Origin of the sequence: Streptomyces sp. NPDC059009 (assembly GCF_042740175.1) — a bacterium.
Lineage (GTDB): Bacteria > Actinomycetota > Actinomycetes > Streptomycetales > Streptomycetaceae > Streptomyces.
On sequence record NZ_JBHYJB010000043.1, the window covers coordinates 1 to 17328 of the forward strand.

21 protein-coding genes are annotated in these 17328 nt (G+C 68.8%); 5 read left to right on the forward strand and 16 right to left on the reverse strand.

Translation table 11 applies throughout. The features are described from left to right. Window positions 1-180 precede the first annotated feature (180 nt). The 4 genes from ACFWYM_RS34490 to ACFWYM_RS34505 all read right to left on the reverse strand — a co-directional run bounded on the left by ACFWYM_RS34490 (window position 181) and on the right by ACFWYM_RS34505 (window position 5374). A complete protein-coding gene (locus ACFWYM_RS34490) occupies window positions 181-1659 on the reverse strand; it encodes an AI-2E family transporter (RefSeq protein WP_384846307.1) in 1479 nt (492 codons plus the stop codon). Window positions 1660-1790: 131 nt separating this feature from the next. Beyond that, window positions 1791-2546 (reverse strand): lytic transglycosylase domain-containing protein, encoded by a 756-nt coding sequence (locus ACFWYM_RS34495; protein WP_384846309.1) that lies wholly within the window; start codon window positions 2544-2546, stop codon window positions 1791-1793. 401 nt (window positions 2547-2947) lie between these two features. Continuing rightward, window positions 2948-4270 carry a PhoH family protein gene (locus ACFWYM_RS34500; protein WP_384846311.1) on the reverse strand — a complete coding sequence of 441 codons (1323 nt, stop codon included), beginning with the start codon at window positions 4268-4270 and terminating at the stop codon, window positions 2948-2950. A 342-nt stretch (window positions 4271-4612) separates the two neighbouring features. Next, window positions 4613-5374: an isoprenyl transferase gene (locus tag ACFWYM_RS34505; RefSeq protein ID WP_384846313.1), complete on the reverse strand. Its 762-nt coding sequence runs from the start codon at window positions 5372-5374 to the stop codon at window positions 4613-4615. A gap of 107 nt (window positions 5375-5481) precedes the next feature. Here ACFWYM_RS34505 and mgrA point away from each other — a divergent pair, with 107 nt between their 5' ends. Beyond that, entirely contained in the window at window positions 5482-6519 is a 1038-nt protein-coding gene (mgrA, locus tag ACFWYM_RS34510; RefSeq protein ID WP_384846315.1) for an L-glyceraldehyde 3-phosphate reductase, read from the forward strand. A 21-nt stretch (window positions 6520-6540) separates the two neighbouring features. Here the strand turns inward: mgrA and ACFWYM_RS34515 are convergent, their stop codons facing one another. The 3 genes from ACFWYM_RS34515 to ACFWYM_RS34525 form a co-directional block, all read right to left on the reverse strand. Next, entirely contained in the window at window positions 6541-7038 is a 498-nt protein-coding gene (locus ACFWYM_RS34515) for a hypothetical protein (protein ID WP_384846317.1), read from the reverse strand. 463 nt (window positions 7039-7501) lie between these two features. Next, window positions 7502-7897 (reverse strand): winged helix-turn-helix transcriptional regulator, encoded by a 396-nt coding sequence (locus ACFWYM_RS34520; protein ID WP_384846319.1) that lies wholly within the window; start codon window positions 7895-7897, stop codon window positions 7502-7504. A gap of 35 nt (window positions 7898-7932) precedes the next feature. Next, the gene (locus ACFWYM_RS34525) at window positions 7933-8748 is read right to left on the reverse strand and encodes a class I SAM-dependent methyltransferase (protein ID WP_384846321.1); all 816 of its coding nucleotides are present in this window, start codon (window positions 8746-8748) and stop codon (window positions 7933-7935) included. A 141-nt stretch (window positions 8749-8889) separates the two neighbouring features. On the opposite strand from ACFWYM_RS34525, the gene ACFWYM_RS34530 reads away from it, so the two are divergent. Continuing rightward, window positions 8890-9885, forward strand: a complete 996-nt coding sequence (locus tag ACFWYM_RS34530) for a DMT family transporter (RefSeq protein WP_384846323.1) — start codon at window positions 8890-8892, stop codon at window positions 9883-9885. A 119-nt stretch (window positions 9886-10004) separates the two neighbouring features. On the opposite strand, the gene ACFWYM_RS34535 is transcribed toward ACFWYM_RS34530, so the two are convergent. The 7 genes from ACFWYM_RS34535 to ACFWYM_RS34565 form a co-directional block, all read right to left on the reverse strand. Beyond that, the gene (locus ACFWYM_RS34535; RefSeq protein ID WP_384846325.1) at window positions 10005-10727 is read right to left on the reverse strand and encodes an OmpA family protein; all 723 of its coding nucleotides are present in this window, start codon (window positions 10725-10727) and stop codon (window positions 10005-10007) included. 4 nt (window positions 10728-10731) lie between these two features. Beyond that, a complete protein-coding gene (locus tag ACFWYM_RS34540; protein ID WP_384846480.1) occupies window positions 10732-11331 on the reverse strand; it encodes a hypothetical protein in 600 nt (199 codons plus the stop codon). A 32-nt stretch (window positions 11332-11363) separates the two neighbouring features. Further along, entirely contained in the window at window positions 11364-11972 is a 609-nt protein-coding gene (locus tag ACFWYM_RS34545) for a pilus assembly protein TadG-related protein (RefSeq protein WP_384846327.1), read from the reverse strand. Further along, complete coding sequence (locus tag ACFWYM_RS34550) at window positions 11969-12256, reverse strand: hypothetical protein (RefSeq protein ID WP_384846493.1); 288 nt, start codon at window positions 12254-12256, stop codon at window positions 11969-11971. The genes ACFWYM_RS34545 and ACFWYM_RS34550 overlap by 4 nt, the downstream gene beginning before the upstream one ends. Window positions 12257-12517: 261 nt before the next feature. Beyond that, entirely contained in the window at window positions 12518-12886 is a 369-nt protein-coding gene (locus ACFWYM_RS34555; protein ID WP_384846329.1) for a hypothetical protein, read from the reverse strand. Between the two features lie 74 nt (window positions 12887-12960). Next, the gene (locus tag ACFWYM_RS34560) at window positions 12961-13152 is read right to left on the reverse strand and encodes a DUF397 domain-containing protein (RefSeq protein WP_384846331.1); all 192 of its coding nucleotides are present in this window, start codon (window positions 13150-13152) and stop codon (window positions 12961-12963) included. Between the two features lie 10 nt (window positions 13153-13162). Continuing rightward, window positions 13163-14014, reverse strand: a complete 852-nt coding sequence (locus tag ACFWYM_RS34565; protein WP_384846333.1) for a helix-turn-helix transcriptional regulator — start codon at window positions 14012-14014, stop codon at window positions 13163-13165. A 202-nt stretch (window positions 14015-14216) separates the two neighbouring features. Here ACFWYM_RS34565 and ACFWYM_RS34570 point away from each other — a divergent pair, with 202 nt between their 5' ends. Further along, the gene (locus ACFWYM_RS34570) at window positions 14217-14669 is read left to right on the forward strand and encodes an ATP-binding protein (RefSeq protein ID WP_384846335.1); all 453 of its coding nucleotides are present in this window, start codon (window positions 14217-14219) and stop codon (window positions 14667-14669) included. A gap of 27 nt (window positions 14670-14696) precedes the next feature. Here the strand turns inward: ACFWYM_RS34570 and ACFWYM_RS34575 are convergent, their stop codons facing one another. Further along, window positions 14697-14936, reverse strand: coding sequence for a DUF397 domain-containing protein (locus ACFWYM_RS34575; protein ID WP_384846337.1), 240 nt, complete (start codon window positions 14934-14936; stop codon window positions 14697-14699). A gap of 122 nt (window positions 14937-15058) precedes the next feature. Here ACFWYM_RS34575 and ACFWYM_RS34580 point away from each other — a divergent pair, with 122 nt between their 5' ends. Continuing rightward, entirely contained in the window at window positions 15059-15460 is a 402-nt protein-coding gene (locus tag ACFWYM_RS34580; RefSeq protein WP_384846339.1) for a hypothetical protein, read from the forward strand. 120 nt (window positions 15461-15580) lie between these two features. Beyond that, window positions 15581-16789 carry a glycosyltransferase family 4 protein gene (locus ACFWYM_RS34585; RefSeq protein ID WP_384846341.1) on the forward strand — a complete coding sequence of 403 codons (1209 nt, stop codon included), beginning with the start codon at window positions 15581-15583 and terminating at the stop codon, window positions 16787-16789. Here the strand turns inward: ACFWYM_RS34585 and ACFWYM_RS34590 are convergent. Further along, on the reverse strand, window positions 16755-17321 hold the full coding sequence (locus ACFWYM_RS34590) for a TlpA family protein disulfide reductase (RefSeq protein ID WP_384846343.1): 567 nt from the start codon (window positions 17319-17321) through the stop codon (window positions 16755-16757). The two genes, ACFWYM_RS34585 and ACFWYM_RS34590, sit on opposite strands and share 35 nt — an antisense overlap. Between the last annotated feature and the right edge of the window lie 7 nt (window positions 17322-17328).

A 17328-nucleotide genomic window follows, 5' to 3' on the forward strand; every position in this document is an offset into this window, starting at 1 on the left:
TAGACCCCCATCGGCGCTGAACGCGCCTCGTCCTCAAACGCCGGACGGGCTGGAACCACTCAGCCCGTCCGGCGTTTGAGGACGAGCCCTTAAGGCGATATCGGGTACCCCAGGGCCGACGGAGTCGGCGGATTCGGGAAGGGGCGGGACTGGGGAAGAGGAACCGCCGGAGGCGAGGGCTCAGCCCCCGCTCCCCGCGCCCGAGGACGAAGAAGAAGACGGCGCCGGCTCCACCGGCGCGACCTCCACCGCCGTGGCCCCCCGCGGCTGCGGCGCCTGCTTCAGCGCCGCCTCCCGCGCATACGCCCGCAGGTACCCCACAACCGTGTTCGTCACGGCAACCAACGGCACCGCCACCACAGCCCCACCGATCCCGGCGACCAGCCCACCCGCCGCCACCGAGAGCACCACGGCCAGCGGATGCACCCGCACGGCCCGCCCCAGGATGAACGGCTGCAGGATGTGCCCCTCGATCTGCTGCACCGCGAGCACGACCACCAGCGTCATGACGCCCACGAACACGCCCTGCGTGACCAGCGCGACCACCACGGCAAGGGCACCGGAGATGACCGCGCCCACCAGCGGGATGAAGGCGAACAGGAAAATGAAGACGGCCAGCGGCACAGCCATCGGGACGCCGAGGAAGTAGATCCCCAGCCCGATGAAGATGGCGTCGATCAGGGCCACTATCACCGTGCCCCGCACATACGCCGTCAGCGTCCGCCACGCCCGCGGCCCCGCCCCCGCGATCCCCGGCCGCGCCGCCGCCGGGACCAGCTTGAGGACCCACTGCCAGATCCGCTTCCCGTCGTACAGCAGGAAGAGGGTCGAGAACATCGTGAGCAGAATGCCCGTCATCGTCTCGACGATGACCGTCACGCCCTCCAGACCGGCCGACGTGATCTCGTCCGTGTTCGCGCCGATCGCCTCGCGCAGCGACTTCGCGATCTCGTTGATCTGGTCTTCCGTCACATGGAAGGGGCTGTTGAGGAGCCACTTGCGCAGATCGTCGATGCCGCTCTGGACCTGGTCGGAGAGCGTGTCGATGTTCTCCATGACCTGCCACACCACGAACCAGCCGACCAGGCCCATCACCACGAAGCCGAGGATCGCGGTGACGGCGGTGGCGAGGCCGCGGGGCAGGCCGAGGTTCTTCAGGCGGGCGACCGTCGGCTGGAGCATCGCGGTGATGAGGAGCGCCGCGACGAAGGCGAGCACCACCAGCTGCACGGCGCTGATGACCTTCATCAACACCCAGACGGTGCCCGCGAGTACGAGCAGCCGCCACCCGGCCTCGGCCGCGACCCGCATCCCCCACGGCACGGCCGCGACGGGGTCGGGCCTGGCCGCTATGGCGGGCGCGTACTGGGGCGGCGCGGGCACCTGCCCGTCGGAGCCCGCCTCATCGGAGGCGGAGGCGGAGACGGAGGGAGAAGCGGCGCCGGGGGTGGAGGTGGTGGTGGCAGCCGAGGGGTGTGAGTCGGCCGGGTCCGAGCCGTCGGCCCGGTGGGCGGACCTACCCGAGCCGTCGGCCCGGTGGGCGGACTTGCCGTCGGGTGAGGTCTCGGCCTCCACCTCGGCCTCCGCCTCGTCCAACCGCTCTCCCATCCGGGTCAGGCCCGCGCCGATCCGGCCGAGCCACCCTGGAATTCGCGACATGATCCGTCCTCTACCCCCGTCTGTCCCCACTGCTCCCCCCTGGCGCTCCTGAACCGTACACGGGCGAGGCCCCTCACCGAAGGACGGTGAGGGGCCTCGAAAGGTTGAGCGCGGCACGAGCCGGGTGGGGCTCAGTACCAGTTGTTGGCCTGCCAGAAGTTCCAGGCACCGCAGGGGCTGCCGTACCGGTCGTTCATGTAGCCGAGGCCCCACTTTATCTGCGTGGCCGGGTTGGTCTGCCAGTCGGCGCCGGCGGACGCCATCTTGGAACCGGGCAGCGCCTGGACGAGGCCGTAGGCACCCGAACTGGGGTTGCTGGCCTTGTAGTTCCAGGTCGACTCGTGGTTGACGATGTTGCTGAAGCACTGGAACTGGTCCGCGGGGACCATCTGCCGTGCCATCGCCTGGACCTGCGCGACCGAGTACGAGCTCTGCTTGGCGAAGTCGGAGGCGTCCCGCGAGGAGGAGCGGCTGGCCTTGGTCTCTGCGGCCTCCTCACGCTCCTTCTTCTCCTCGGCCTTCTTGGCGGCTTCTTCCTTCTCCGCCTTGGCCGCGGCCTTCTGCTTCGCGATCGCGTCTTCGGCCGCCTGCTTGCGCGCTGCCTCCGCCGCAGTCTTCTTGGCGGCCGTGTCGGCAGCCGCGGCCTGTGCGTCGGCCTGCTGCGACAGGGACGCGCCCTGCACCTGGGCCTGCTGGCCCGCGGGTATGTCTGCGAGGAGAGTCGCGTCGCTCGCCGTTGCCTCGAGGTCGTTCGAGCTCGAGTGCTGGGTGTTGCCCGAGGCAACGCCCACGACTGCGCCGACGGTGGTGACCGCCGTGGCCGAGGCCACTGCGAATCCCCGGACCGAAATCCGGCTCACACGGTTTCCTTCCAGCGTCGCCCGCATAGGTGACCTCGCGGACGCAATCGTGCCCCTGACGCTGGCCTCCACTTATTGCTCGGTCACGGGAGGCACGGGCCCGGTGGACAACTCCCGTTACGGGAGCGCCGCTTGGTGCTCGGGCGGCATACGACGGTCACTATGAAGTTCTGTGGTGCATGAGTTGCAGTGCCGCTGGGGGCACAGGTGTGTCGTATGCGGGGCCTGACAGGACTGAGACTCTGCCGTAGCCGGACGCCGCAAGGCAATTCTCCGTTGCGTGTGAAAGCTCACACCCCGTTTGCCCCAGGAGTTTTCCGGAAAGCGGCGAACGCGAAGACGCCGCCCGGCTAAGCTCTCTCGCTTCGCCGGGCGGCGCCAACTCCCGCGTAACCACTGTGAAGTGGGACCGAGCGGGCCGGAGTACGTCAGATGTGGCCGTCCTCCAGCATTTCGGTCACCAGGGCCGCGATCTGCGACCGCTCCGAGCGCGTGAGCGTGACATGGGCGAAGAGCGGATGGCCCTTCAGCTTCTCGACGACGGCAACTACCCCGTCGTACCGGCCCACTCGGAGGTTGTCGCGCTGGGCGACGTCATGAGTGAGGACGACACGGGAGTTCGCCCCGATCCTGGACAGAACGGTCAGAAGAACGTTCCTCTCCAGGGATTGGGCCTCATCCACGATCACGAAGGCGTCATGGAGCGAGCGCCCGCGGATATGGGTGAGCGGGAGCACTTCGAGCATCCCGCGCGCCACCACTTCCTCGATGACCTCCTTGCCCGCGACCGAGCCGAGGGTGTCGAAGACGGCCTGCGCCCACGGCCCCATCTTCTCGGCCTCGGTGCCGGGCAGATAGCCGAGCTCCTGCCCGCCCACCGCGTACAGCGGCCGGAAGACCATCACCTTCTGGTGCTGACGGCGCTCCAGGACGGCCTCGAGCCCGGCGCAGAGCGCGAGCGCCGACTTGCCGGTGCCCGCGCGCCCGCCCATCGACACGATCCCGACGTCGGGGTCGAGGAGCAGATCGAGGGCGACCCGCTGCTCGGCGCTGCGCCCCTTGAGTCCGAAGGCGTCCCGGTCCCCGCGCACGAGGCGGACGTTGCCCTCCGCCGTGACGCGGCCGAGCGCCTTGCCCTTCTCCGAGTGGATGGTGAGCCCGGTGTGCACGGGCAGCTCGGAGACCTCCGGCACGTACAGGCTCTCCTCCTCGAAGAGAAGGTCAACCTGCTCGCCGGAAAGGGTCAGTTCGGACATTCCGGTCCAGCCGGAGTCCGTGATGGCGAGCTCGGCGCGGTACTCCTCCGCGAGCAGCCCGACCGACGACGCCTTGATCCGCAGCGGCAGGTCCTTGGAGACGACGGTGACGTCGTACCCCTCGGCCTGGAGGTTGCGGGCGACGGCGAGGATCCGGGAGTCGTTGTCCCCCAATCGGTAGCCGGCCGGGAGCACGCCGGGATCGGAGTGGTTGAGCTCGACACGCAGGGATCCGCCCAGGTCCCCGATGGGGATGGGGGCGTCGAGGCGACCGTGCCGGATACGGAAGTCGTCGAGCAGGCGCAGGGCCTGCCGGGCGAAGTAGCCGAGCTCCGGATGGTGCCGCTTGGCCTCCAGCTCCGTCACCACGACGACGGGGAGCACGACTTCGTGCTCGTCGAAGCGGGTCAGGGCGTTCGGGTCGGCCAGCAGGACGCTGGTGTCGAGAACATAAGTGCGCCTGTCGGGCATGCGGCGCTTTGTGCTGGTCACCACGGAAGGACGTACCCCCTCGGATGAGGTCGGGGAGCGACAGAGGGATGCTGGGCCGGGTGCGGGCGGGAGGAACTCCAGCCGGTCTGCGGCCCCACCGCACGGGCCGAGATCCGGCCCTCCCGAGTCCCGGCGGGGAAGTCGCTTCCCGCGCGGTCGTCCTGGTGCAAAGGGCCTCCCGGGCGGACGGCCCCGTGCCGTCCGCTGAGATGCGACGTCCCTACCTGGAACTGCCGGACGTCGACCTGGAGGGCTTATTCCCTCGAACAAGCGCAGCCATGCCATGGCATATGACGGCGCGTTGGTTAACTCTTGGTTACCCCGACCCCAGCCCCGCGGGGATGGTCATCCCCCGTAGCGACGGTGGCGCGCGGCGTAATCACGCAGCGCCCGAAGGAAGTCGACCTTGCGGAAGGCGGGCCAGAAGACTTCACAGAAGTAGTACTCAGAGTGAGCCGACTGCCAGAGCATGAAGCCGGACAGGCGCTGCTCTCCACTCGTTCGGATCACCAGATCGGGGTCCGGCTGGCCGCTCGTGTAGACGTGCTTGGAGATCAGGTCGACGTCGACGCGCTCCGCGAGCTCCTCGAACGAGGCACCCTGCTCGGCTCCTTCGAGGAGCAGCGAGCGGACCGCGTCGGCGATCTCCTGGCGCCCGCCGTAGCCGACGGCGACGTTGACCAGTATTCCGCGGTTGGCGGCGGTGGCCTCCTCCGCCTCCTTGAGCACCGTCTGGGTGCGGGCGGGCAGCAGGTCGAGGGTGCCGACGTGGTGGACGCGCCAGCGTCCGTCCTCGGCCAGGGAGCGGACGGTCGCCTCGATGATGCCGAGCAGCGGCGTCAGCTCTTCTTCCGGGCGGTCGAAGTTGTCCGTCGACAGCATCCACAGCGTGACGACCTCGACGTCCGTCTCCGCGCACCAGCCGAGGAACTCCTCGATCTTGTACGCGCCCGCCTGGTGGCCCTGCTCGGTGGTGCCCCCGGACGCCTTGGCCCAGCGCCGGTTGCCGTCGAGGATGACACCGATGTGCTTCGGCACCTGGTCGTGGTCGAGACGGCCCTCCACCCGGCGTGCGTAAAGTCCGTACACCAGGTCGCGCAGGTTCACGTGTTCAGCCCCTCCATGCAGACGGCGGTCCCCGAGGGCGACACCCTACCGCTGAACGGGCGGCCCTCGGCCCGGGGGTGGCCCCGGTCTGACGTAGCTTCGTACCCATGAACGACACGTCTCTGTACCGCGCGGTTCCTGAACGCTACGACTCGATGGAGTACCGGCGCACGGGCCGCAGCGGCCTGAAACTGCCGGCGATCTCGCTCGGCCTGTGGCACAACTTCGGCGACGACAAGAGCCTGGAGTCCCAGCGGGCCATCCTGCGCCGCGCCTTCGACCTGGGCGTCACCCACTTCGACCTGGCGAACAACTACGGCCCGCCGCCCGGCTCGGCGGAGCTCAACTTCGGCAAGATCTTTGCGCAGGACTTCGCGGCATACCGGGACGAACTGGTCATCTCGACCAAGGCGGGCTACCTCATGCACCCCGGCCCGTACGGCGAGTGGGGTTCGCGGAAGTACCTGATGTCGTCTCTCGACGCCTCGCTCAAGCGCATGGGTGTGGACTACGTCGACATCTTCTACTCGCACCGCTTCGACCCGGACACCCCGCTCGAGGAGACGATGGGCGCGCTGGCCTCCGCGGTCCAGCAGGGCAAGGCCCTCTATGTGGGTGTCAGCTCGTACAACAGCGAGCAGACCGCCGAAGCGGCGCGCCTGCTGCGGGAGATGGGGGTGCGCCCCCTCATCCACCAGCCCTCGTACTCGATGATCAACCGCTGGACCGAGGACGACGGGCTGCTCGACACCCTCGAAGCCGAGGGCATGGGCTGCATCTCCTTCGTCCCGCTCGCCCAGGGCCTGCTCACCGACAAGTATCTGAAGGGCATCCCCGAGGGCTCGCGCGCGACCCAGGGCAAGTCCCTGGACCCGAACCTCCTGAGCGACGAGGTGCTGCGCCGCCTGCGCGGCCTGAACGACATCGCCGCCCGCCGCGGCCAGTCGCTCGCCCAGCTCGCCCTCAACTGGGTGCTGCGGGACGAGCGGATGACGTCGGCGCTCATCGGGGCGTCCAGCGTGAAGCAGCTGGAGGAGAACGTCGCGGCGCTGTCCGGCGCGAAGCTCACGGAGGCGGAGCTGGCCGAGATCGACACGTTCGCGGTGTCGACGCCCGGCACCAACATCTGGGCCGGGCGTTCCTGATCCCCTGCCCGGTCAGGGGCCTCAGGGGGTGCGCGGGCGCTTGAACCAGGCGCCCGCGCTGCCCAGGCTCAACAGCACCACGACGGCGATCGAGCCGAGCAGCGGCAGCAGCCCACCGGCGTTGCCGCCGGCCGCGCCGCCGAGCGCGAACGCGATCTGCACGCTGGTCAGCACGATGCACGTGACGCGGATGCCGTGGCCCGCGGTCTTGAAGGTGAAGGCGAACCCGGCGGCCACGAAGAGGCAGATGTTCACGCCGAAGGCCGCGCCCGCCGTAGCCGCGTCCCCCATGGCCGCGATCGCGACAGTGCCGAGGACGGTGAGCCCGGCGAGGACCCACAGGACGATCTGCGCGGCACGCACGTTGCCCGGCATCGACTGCGGCACCGGCGCGAAACCGTAGCCCGGTTCCTGGGCAGGACCGGTGTAAGTGGGAAGCCCCGCTTGGGGGTTGGCGTGCGGGTTGACCTGCGGATCGGCCTGCGGATCGTGGTGCGGTGGGGGGAACTGGTTCGACATGTCCCTGACCGTATCCGGAAGATCGGAATCCACGCCAAGAGGGGTTGGGCGCCGCCCCGGGAACACCCCTGGCACGGAGCCGATGCGCGGGCACAAAAAACGGGCCGGTCCGTGGGGGGGAGACGGACCGGCCCGAGGGGGGGTTTCCACCATAACCCTTCGTAAGTGATGCTGCGTGCATCGGCGTGCCGCAACTACGCTCCGAAATCGCGCGGCGACCGCGCGAGCCCGCTCTTCCAGCGAATTTCGGCCCCGCGGACGGTTCTTGGCCCGCGCGGGGCGGTCCCTCCCAGGGGTGACCCCGGCGACGAACACGCGCTTGACGGCGCGAGGCCGCGCAGCCCCCTCCACTGCGCGGCATCACTTTGCTGACGCGAATTCGCCTTGGTCTGAACTTACGTGAGGCTTAGGGGCGGATCGACCCAGTCTTGATAACGATGCGGAATCAAGGGCCCTTCGAGGGCTACGAGATGACCGTTTTCCTCTTGATTGCCCGGTTGGCCGCCCGGCCCTTGTTGGCGATCAGCGTCTCCATGTGTGCGTCGCCCCACAGTCCGAGCGGCCCGAGCGCCGCGTTCAGGGACTGGCCGAGATCGGTGAGGGAGTACTCGACCTTCGGCGGGACCTCCTGGTGGACCTCGCGGTGCACGATGCCGTCGGCCTCCAGCTCGCGCAGCTGCTGGATCAGGACCTTCTCCGTGACGCCCGCGATGTTCCGCCGCAGCTCACCGAAGCGCAGCGCCTGTCCCGCGTGCAGCGCCCACAGGATCATCGGCTTCCACTTGCCGCCGACGACGTCCATGGCGGCGTCGAGCCCGCAGGCGTACGGCCCCTTGGCCGCGATGTGCTGCTTCCCCATCCCCAACCCCTCCCCTGAGACTGCCACTTGACCGCTCAACGCTTGCGGGCGTCGAAAAGATGGCGCGTGCTGTGCGCGACGAAGGGGCCTTCCGCCTCGATCCGCTCGTGCAGCTCGCGCAGCCGCGGCCGGTAGGCGTCGACGGTGAAGCCGGGCACCATCCAGATCACCTTGCGCAGGAAGTGGACGACGGCGCCGATGTCGTGGAACTCGATCCGCAGGCGCTCGGCGGGCAGGCGGACGACGTCCAGGCCCGCGGCCTCGGCCCGCGCCCGCTCCTCCTCCGGGTCGCGCGCGCCGCGCACCGCGGCCGGCTGCTCACCGAGGAAGCACTCGACGAGCTCGAACACGCTGGCCGGGCCCACGTGCTGGGCGAAGTAGGTGCCGCCGGGGGCGAGCACGCGGGCGATCTCGTCGAAGTGGGCGTGCACCGGGTGACGGCTGGTGACGAGGTCGAACGTGCCGTCCGCGAACGGGAGTCGGGCGTCCTCCGGGGACGCCACGACGACGACCCCGCGGGGCGCGAGCAGCCGCGACGCCTTCGCAACATTGGGCGGCCAGCCCTCGGTGGCGGCGGCGAGCGCCGGGATGCGGGACGCCCCGGCGAGCACTTCTCCTCCGCCCGTCTGGATGTCGAGCGAGGCCGACGCCTGAGCGAGCCGCTCCCCCATCGACTCCGCATACCGCCACGACGGGCGCTCCTCGGTGGCCCGGCCCTCGAACCACGAGAAGTCCCAGCCGTCGACCGAGGCGGCCTCGGCCTCACTGACCAGGTCGTCGAAGGAGCGGGGCGCGGGCTGACGGGCGGACTGGGAGGCGGACTGGGGGGTGGGCCGCGGGTCATGCGTCATTCCTTGATCGTCTCACCGAGGCGGTGCGTACGACGTGCGCGTTTTCGCGAACATCGTACGAAGCTTGCGTACGCCGTGCGCAACGCGTACAGTGTTCGCAACGAAGAACACCGTACGAAGACCGTTGAGAAGGAGCCCCCGATGAGTGCCCTCGCCCTGTCAGTGCTCCTCTCCCTCGTCTCCGCGGTGGCCTACGCGGGCGGCGCGATCATGCAGGAGCAGGTGGCGGCGAGCGCCTCCGAGGCCGGCTCCGCCGCGCCGGTCCGGCGCCCCGCCTGGTGGATCGCGATCGGGCTCAACGGCCTCGGCGCCCTCCTCCACGTGGTCGCCCTCGCCTGCGGCCCGCTCAGCCTGGTCCAGCCGCTCGGCGCGCTGACCATCGTCTTCGCGCTGCCGATGGCGGCGGTCTTCGTGGGCCGCAGGGCCGGGGCCACCGCGTGGAAGGGCGCGGGGATGGCGACGGCCGGGCTCGCGGGTCTGCTCTCCCTGACCGGCAGCGCCGCGACCTCCACCCTCGGCGGCGCGGAGCGGGTCTCCCTGTCGGCCGTCACCTTCGGGCTGATCGCGGTGCTGGTGATCGCCGCGCGGGCCATGAAGGGGAACGCGGTGCTGCGGGCGACCCTGCTGGCCGCCGCGGGCGGAGTCGCCTTCGGTATCGCGTCGGTCTTCACCAAGATGGTCGCGGACGAGTTCACCTGGGGCCCCGGCCTCATCGGTCAGCTGCCGAGCATCGCGGTCATGGTCGTGCTCGCCGTCGGCGGGACGCTGCTCTGCCAGTCCTCGTACGAGGGTGCCGGGCTCGCCACTCCGCTGGCGGTCGTCACCGTGGTCAACCCGGTCGTCGCCGCGGTGGTCGGCCTCAGCCTCTTCGGCGAGACCTTCCGGTACGGCACGGCGGGGACGCTGCTCGCGCTGGTCTTCGGTGCGGTGACGGTGGGCGGCCTGGTGCTCCTGACGGCCGGACGCAACGCGGACTCGGCGCTCCCGGCGACGGCCACGGGGACCCTGGGGGCCACGGAGGCGGCGACCGCGGCGACCGTCGCGGCCCTCATCGAGGTCCGGCCGATCGACATCTCCGCCCGGTACGCGCTGCGCACCGCCTCGGACCAGGTCCTCGCGGGCCCCGCGGCCCGCTGACCCTCTCCCCCCTCTCCCCCCTGAGCTGCGGCGGCCTCCCCCGGAGGGCGCCGCACCCCTCGGCCCGGCCCGCCAAATCCCCCGCGGCGGCCGGGTCGAGGGCTTGGTTCTGGGGGTGGCTATTCCGCGGAGCCGTCGGCGGTGCCGCCAGAGCTTCCGGTGCTGCCGGTGCTTCCAGTGCTCCCGGTACTTCCAGTACTCCCGGTGCTGCTGCCGCTCGCTCCGCGCGGGAAGGACACCTCGACGCGGCGGTTCTTCTTCCGCCCCTCCTCGGAGGTGTTGTCCGCGATCGGATAGTCCTCGCTGTAGCCGCGCACGGCATACGTGACGCTGGGGCCCAGGTACTTGCTCAGCTGCTCGTGCACGGCCTCGGCGCGCTGGCGGGAGAGCTTCTTGCCGTGGGAGTAGCTGCCCAGGTCGTCCGTGAAGCCGAAGACCCGTACGTCCGTGGCCTGTTGGGCCTTGGCCTCCTCGGCGATCGCCTTGATACGGGCGTTCGCCTCCGGGTTCAGCTTGGCGCTGTCCTTGGGGAACAGGACCTCTGCTTGCAGGGCGAACTTCACGTCCGTGTTGGTGTCCTCGCGGCGTTCGTCGCCCGACAGGTCCTCCACGACGGACTTGATGTCCAGCACCTTGGCGGGCGCGAGAGTCGCTCCGTCGGCGAGCTTGAGGCCGGGGCTCGTGGGGTCGACCTTGGGGGGCGGGGAGGAGGCGGTGGAGCCGGGGGGTGCGCTGGGGTCGTCGCTCGTCGGGTCGTCCGCGTGGGCGACGGCTGGGGGGAGGGCCAGGGCGGCCAGGAGGGTCAGGGTGGTGGTGAGGGTGCGGTGGCGGGGGTGTGGCATGGGGTCACTCGCCCTCGGAGAGTTCTATGGAGGCGGGCGGCATGGCCCCGACCTGGAAGCTCACCTTGTTGGTCCCCTCAGGGGGTGCGGGGAACTGGGCGAACCAATCGACGGATTGCCCCGACAGGACTCCCCCGGTGAACTTTGTGCACAGGCAGCCACCTTGCGTGTCACGCAGGACGAGGTACTTCTTCTTGCCGGTGGCGTCCACAAGGCTGGCGCCTGCGAGAGAGCCGCCGTTCTTCGCGAGTTCGCGCTCGTCACCTCGCCAACTGGCGCCCACCCACGCCTTGCTGCCGCCGTTCGTCACGCTGCCTTCGACAGTGACGAAGCCGCCCTCATCCCGCTTGGCCGAGGTGATCTTGAGGTCCAGGCCCTGCTCCCCCTTCACCTCGGCAAGCACCTTGTCGGAGTCGGCAGCCGGATCCTGCGAGTCCTTGTCGTCCGAGCCCTTGCTCTGGGAGGAGTTGGACGATGACTCCTTGTCGGGCTTGTCATCACTCCCACCACCACCGCCACAGCCAGCGACCGTGAGGACCAGCCCGGTCGTGATCGCCGCAGCGGTCATTGCCCTGCGTATCTTCAAGGCGCGCCGGAGGTTCATTGATGCGGCTTCCTTCTCTTGTTGTTCGCTCATCAGTCGGCCAGGTGCACGGAGAAAAGGACGGACGCTTCCGGGAGGTCATCCGGGTCGAAGTCATCCGGATCGAAGTCGAAGGACTCGCCGCCGTCGCAGGTGAACTTCACGGCCTTCTGGGGGTCTTCGTCCTCTGCGACGTCACACCGTGGCTTGATGACGGCGGTGGCATGAGCCTTGGCGTGCTTGCTCTCCGTACCGGGGATAATCGAGTCGCCAACGGTGTAGTTGGTCTCGATCTCTGCTCGCCAACCGGGGTAGCCGTCAACTTCCGCAGCCTCAAGGGCAGTCACGGCGGAATCGTTGTCGGCGGCCAGCGCGTCAGCGGCCTCCTGGGCACCATCGCCCTCGAACTTGTCGCCTGCCAGCCAATCGAGCCAGTCGTCACCCTCGCCGATGGCCAGCCCGAGACCGTCCATGAGTTCGTCCCGAGAATCCTGCGCAGCGGCCAAGGCGGCGGCATCAGCGGCCGATTGAGCACCATTGCGAGCCGATGCCGCTTGAGCGAACGCGAAGAAGGCGAACGCAACGAAGAGCAGGATCCCCGTCATCCAAATATAGAGAGGGAGGGTTGATCCTCTGTCGCTGCGCAGGTCCCTGAGTGTCATCCACCAATGACGTCGTTGACCGCATCCAGGATCGCGCCGGAGATCAACCCGTCCAGGCCCAGCCCGTCGATCAGAGTGAAGATCCCGGCAATCAGAATCATCAACCCCGCATACTCCACAAACCCGGCCCCCCGGTCCCGCTCCCCGCCCCGCATCCGCGCAGCAACGGTTCGAGTCCACTTCCCCAGGGCTCGCTGGATGCCAACAGCCGCTCTCAGCGTCAGGTCCTGCGCCACGGTGACCCCTTCTTCCATCCCGTCCGGCCCGCCAAGTGCCGCACTCAACTACGGCAACGTAGCCGAGAAGTGACTCCGCGTAAGAGGGTCCAAAGAACGAACTCCTGGACACAGCCAGATGTTGGCCTGATTCAACCCCTCTGTCCAGCCCTCTTGTCGCGTCCCTCACCTGTCCCACCCCCACTTTCGACGGCCACCTGACGCGCTCGTTCGACTGTGCCACAGCGGGTTGCACGTGCGAAGGGTTTTCACGCAACCGGAACGGCCCCGCCTCGATGAGAGGCGGGGCCGTCGGCCGTTACGGCAGTTCTACTTGGAGAACGTGGTGCAGAGGGCCGGAACGTAGCCCTTGATCCCCTTGTACGAGATGTACCACCACTTGTGGTGCCATGTGGCGCCGGCGTTGGGGTCGCAGCCCTTGAAGTAGCCGCCGTACTGCACATTGCACTTGAGCTTCTTGGCCTTCGCCCCCTTGGGCAGCAGGCCGACGGCCGTCGCACTGGCCTTCTTCGACTTGCGGATCTTTACGCTCTCGTCAGCCTTCTCGTACGGATAGCCCGAGCAGGCAGCGGCCGAACGTGCCTCTGGCTGGGCGGCGTTGGCGGTGGCGGCGCCCCCTGTGATCAGGGCGCCCATCATGACGGTCGCACCGAGTGCCGAGGCAAGCTTGTGTCGCAAAGGGACCCCTATTGTCTGTGAGCCGAACCGGTCGACAAGACCGTAGGGGCGGGCGCCAACAGGTCCCCAACAGCTCAGCCCTTGGGGGCTTTTGCCGCGCGGAGCAGGGCGGCAAGGGCTTCGGGGGTGGTGGTGAGTATGGAGTGGGCGGGGTCGGCGCTTTCGGTTATGTGGACCGTTCCAGCGCCATCTGCCGCGACGTGCACGCAGGAGTCGCCCTGTCCGCAGTACGACGACTTCTGCCATGGGTGAGCGTGGGCGGACATGCAGTCTCCTTCACAGGTCATGGACCAGGTTGTGGATGAGATCCCGTGACTTGACGGGTCCGAGAGCCAGCGCTTCCAGCTTGCCGAGGAGTACGCGGTACATCTCCAACTGGGCCTCGGCATCCAGGAATGCAGGACCGTGCGACTGGTCGAGATGGACCGTGTCCAGGCGAGGTACCTGACCGGTGGAGTAGAACAGTGATTGGCCCGAGCCAGGGAATGAGCCGGCCGCGAACGGGATCACCTTGAGCGTGACGTGGTCCCGCTCACTCATCTCCAGCAGGTGCCCCAACTGCCCCTTGGCTACGGCGGCTCCACCGAACTGCATGCGCAGGGCCGCTTCATGGATGATCGCCAGGTAGGGAGTCGGCGAGTCCCTGAAGAGGACGTCCTGGCGTTTGATGCGGAACGACACCCGGTGCTCCACCTCCGGCGGCGAGAACTCGGGGACCACTTGGCGAAACAGCTCGCGCGCGTGGTCGACGGTCTGGAGCAGCCCCGGAATGTGCACGGTGATGGCGGTACGCAAGCTCGTGGCGTAGTGCTCGACCTCGGCGAGGTCCAGCAGCGCCGCTGGGAGGATGTCGCGGTACTGCTCCCACCAGCCGCGAGTGCGCCCCTCGGCCATGTTGACGAGGGCAGCGATGAAGGCGGTGTCCGAGCAGCCGTAGGCGGAAGCCATGGCGCGAACGCGGGCTCCGCTCACTCCGAAGCGAGCGGACTCGACGTTGCTGAGCTGTCCCTGGCTGGTCCCCAGGGTGCGGGCGGCCTCGGTGGCGGTCACGCCCGCCTGCTCCCGGAGCTTCCGCAACTCGGTGGCAACACGGGTCCGGCGGACCGTTGGGGCTGACCTTCCGGCCATGCAACTCCTCCTAAAGACAGCCCAGTTCGTCACCCACACGAGGGGTTCTGCACTGTACTTCACGAATTTCGAGCAAATGTAATTTGCGCAGCTCTACTGTGTGACCCAGGCCACCGCCCGGAAGCACCCCGCTCGACGGAGCGACCTGGTCACCGGGCATCGCAGCGCACCCGCCAACTCCCCCTCACACACGGAGACTTCCATGCAACCCACCGTATCCGCCCCCTGGGCCTACACCCTCCAGCTCCCCCACGACCCCCGCGCCCCAGGCGTCGCCCGCGCCACCCTCCGCGCGATCCTCGCCACCCACGACCTCCCCGAACTCACGGACACCGCCGAGCTCTTGGCCTCCGAGATGCTCACCAACGCCCACCTCCACACCGACGGCCCCTACGCACTCCGCCTCCGCTCCAGCGCACCCCGGCGCGTGCGCGTCGCCGTATGGGACTCCAACCCCCGCATCCCGCCCGGCTTCGGCGACGGTGAGCCCGGCACCGTCATGCCGCCACCGGGCACGCCCGGAACCGCCGTGAACGGACGCGGCCTGCACCTCGTGCGCGCCTGCTCCGACGCGTGGGGCGCCTACCTCCTGGGCGAGGCGCCCACCTCGCACGGCGGCAAGCTCCTGTGGGCCGAGTGCGCACAGCACGAATGAGGGGGCTCCCGGACTCCCGGACCGCGCCTACTCGACACCCTCCACGAAGTGGTCGAACTCCCCCGCCTGGACGCCCAGTACGAAGGCATTCCACTTCTTGCGGGTCGTGGTGACGATCGTGGTGGGGTCGCCGGTCTCACGGAGATAGACCGGGGCGTCGTCACCCTCGCCGTCGCCGAAGGCCATCTCGATCCAGGGGCCCGGGCCCTCTTCCCCCTCGGGGGCGGCACGGACCCAGGTCAGGTCGGCCGGAGTGCTGTCAGTCATGGGACGGCACCGTACCGCCGCCTGACCCCTGTTTCGGCGAGAACCGAAACGCCTTCTGCCGTGTGCCCGAGATCCGATTCCCTGATGTCGATGGCACAGCCCACCACACAGGGGGACATCTCATGAAGAAGATCCGTATGGGCGTCGTGAGCATCGCCGCTCTGGGCGCGGCGGCGTTCGCGCTTCCGGCCGGGGGCGCGCAGGCGCTCTCCGGCACGCCTCAGACGGCGAGCGCCGCGGTGCAGAGCGCCGACGACGTGACGAGCGCGGCCCGCTGCTCCGGCGTGCGGAAGATCACGGTCACCGGTGGATACCTCAAGTACAAGGAGTGCAAGAAGCCCGGCAAGCGCAAGGTGATCGGGGTGTCTCTCAACGACACCAAGAACAACAGCCGGTGCGTCTATGCCGACATCAAGTTCGTGCCCAGCGGCCTGAAGAAGCACTACAGGGACTGCGGAGGGGACGTGACCAAGTTCGACACCGGCTGGCACAAGGCGCGCGACGCCCAGGTGCGCGTGAGCTGACCGATCGCACCACCGCCCTGGATCACCCCCGTCCACGACGGGGGTGATCCCCGTGTGTACGGCCGTTTGCGGGCCATTTACTGTGTGAGTCCTACACCCAGCTACCCCGGACGAGGACTCGTGCGGCACTATCTCCTGACCCTGTGCCTGGTCGCAGCCGTCACCTATCTACTCACCGAACCGGTGCGGAAGTTCGCTCTGCACATCGGGGCCGCCCCGGAGATCCGCGCGCGCGATGTGCACAAGGTGCGCACCCCGCGGCTCGGCGGCATCGCGATGTTCGGCGGGCTGTGTGCGGGGCTTGTGGTCGCCAGGGGGCTGCCTGAGCTCGAGGGTGTCTTTGGCGGTGGGCAGCCGCAGGCCCTGCTCGCGGGGACCGCCGTCATCTGGCTCATCGGTGTGCTGGACGACAAGTTCGAGCTCGACGCCCTCATCAAGCTGGGCGGGCAGATCCTCGCCGCCGGGATCATGGTCCTGAAGGGGCTCACCATCCTGTGGCTGCCCGTGCCGGGGTATGGGACCGTCTACTTGAATGAGGCCCAAGGGGCCCTGCTCACCGTCGCGTTGGTCGTCGTCACCATCAATGCCGTGAACTTCGTCGATGGGCTTGACGGGCTCGCCGCGGGGATGTTGTGCATCGCTGCCGCCGCGTTTCTCATGCATGCGTATCGGCTCTGGTACGGGTACGGGATCGAGGCCGCCCAGCCCGCCGCGCTCTTCTCCGCCGTCCTGGTGGGGATGTGCCTCGGGTTCCTGCCCCATAACCTGCATCCCGCGCGGATCTTCATGGGCGACTCGGGGTCGATGCTCATCGGGACCGTGCTCGCGGGGTCCGCGATATCCGTCACCGGGCAGGTCGACCCCGATCTGCTCGTGCAGGTCACCGGGAGCACCCGGAACGCGACCCAGACGATGGTTCCCGTCTACATCCCGCTGCTGCTGCCCCTCACCGTGCTGGCTCTCCCTCTCGCCGACCTCGTGCTCGCCGTCGTACGCCGGAGCTGGCGCGGGCAGTCGCCGTTCGCCGCCGACAAGGGGCATCTGCACCACCGGCTGCTGCGCATCGGGCACTCCCACCCGCGCGCGGTGCTCATCATGTACTTCTGGTCGGCGCTCTTCGCCTTCGGCACCGTCGCGGTCTCCGCCAACGACGGGGCGCTGTGGATCGTCCTCGGGCTGATGGCCGCGAGCGCCGGAGGGCTCGTCCTGCTGTTGCTTCCCCGCTTCGCGCCCGTCAGAGGGGTCAGAGGGCGGGCAGTGGAGCAGGCGGCCCCCAGTGACGGTGGCGCCGCCGTCACTCCTTCGTCAGTGGCTTCACGATGTCGTTGACCTTCGTCTCCGAGATCGCGCCGATGTACGACGCCGCGATGCGGCCCTTGCGGTCGAAGAAGAGCGTGTAGGGGTAAGTCGTGGGATTCGCCAGGCCCTTGGGCATCTGGAGGAGCTTGCGGCCCGCCGGGTCGTGCAGGCTGGGGTAGGAGAGCTTCTTGTCGTTCTCGAAGGAGCGGGCGCTGGCGACGTTCGCGTCGGCGTTCATGCCGACCACGGCGACGTCCTTGTCCTTCATCTCCTTGTTGAAGCGGGAGAGGCCCGGGGCCTCCAGGCGGCACGGAGGGCACCAGGAAGCCCACGCGTTGACCACCACGACCTTGCCCCGGTAGTCGGCGGCGAGGTCGATCTTCTTGCCGTCCACCGTCTCGCCCGACCAGGCCGGGGCCTGCTTGCGGTCGGCGGGCGCGTAGGACTTCAGGGGGCCGGTCCGCTTCCCCTTGTCCGCCGCGCCGCCCGAGGAGCAGCCGCACACGAGGGCCAGGAGGGAGACGGCGGCGGCCGTGCGAAGCGTCAGTGTCTTCGTCTTCATGATCCGA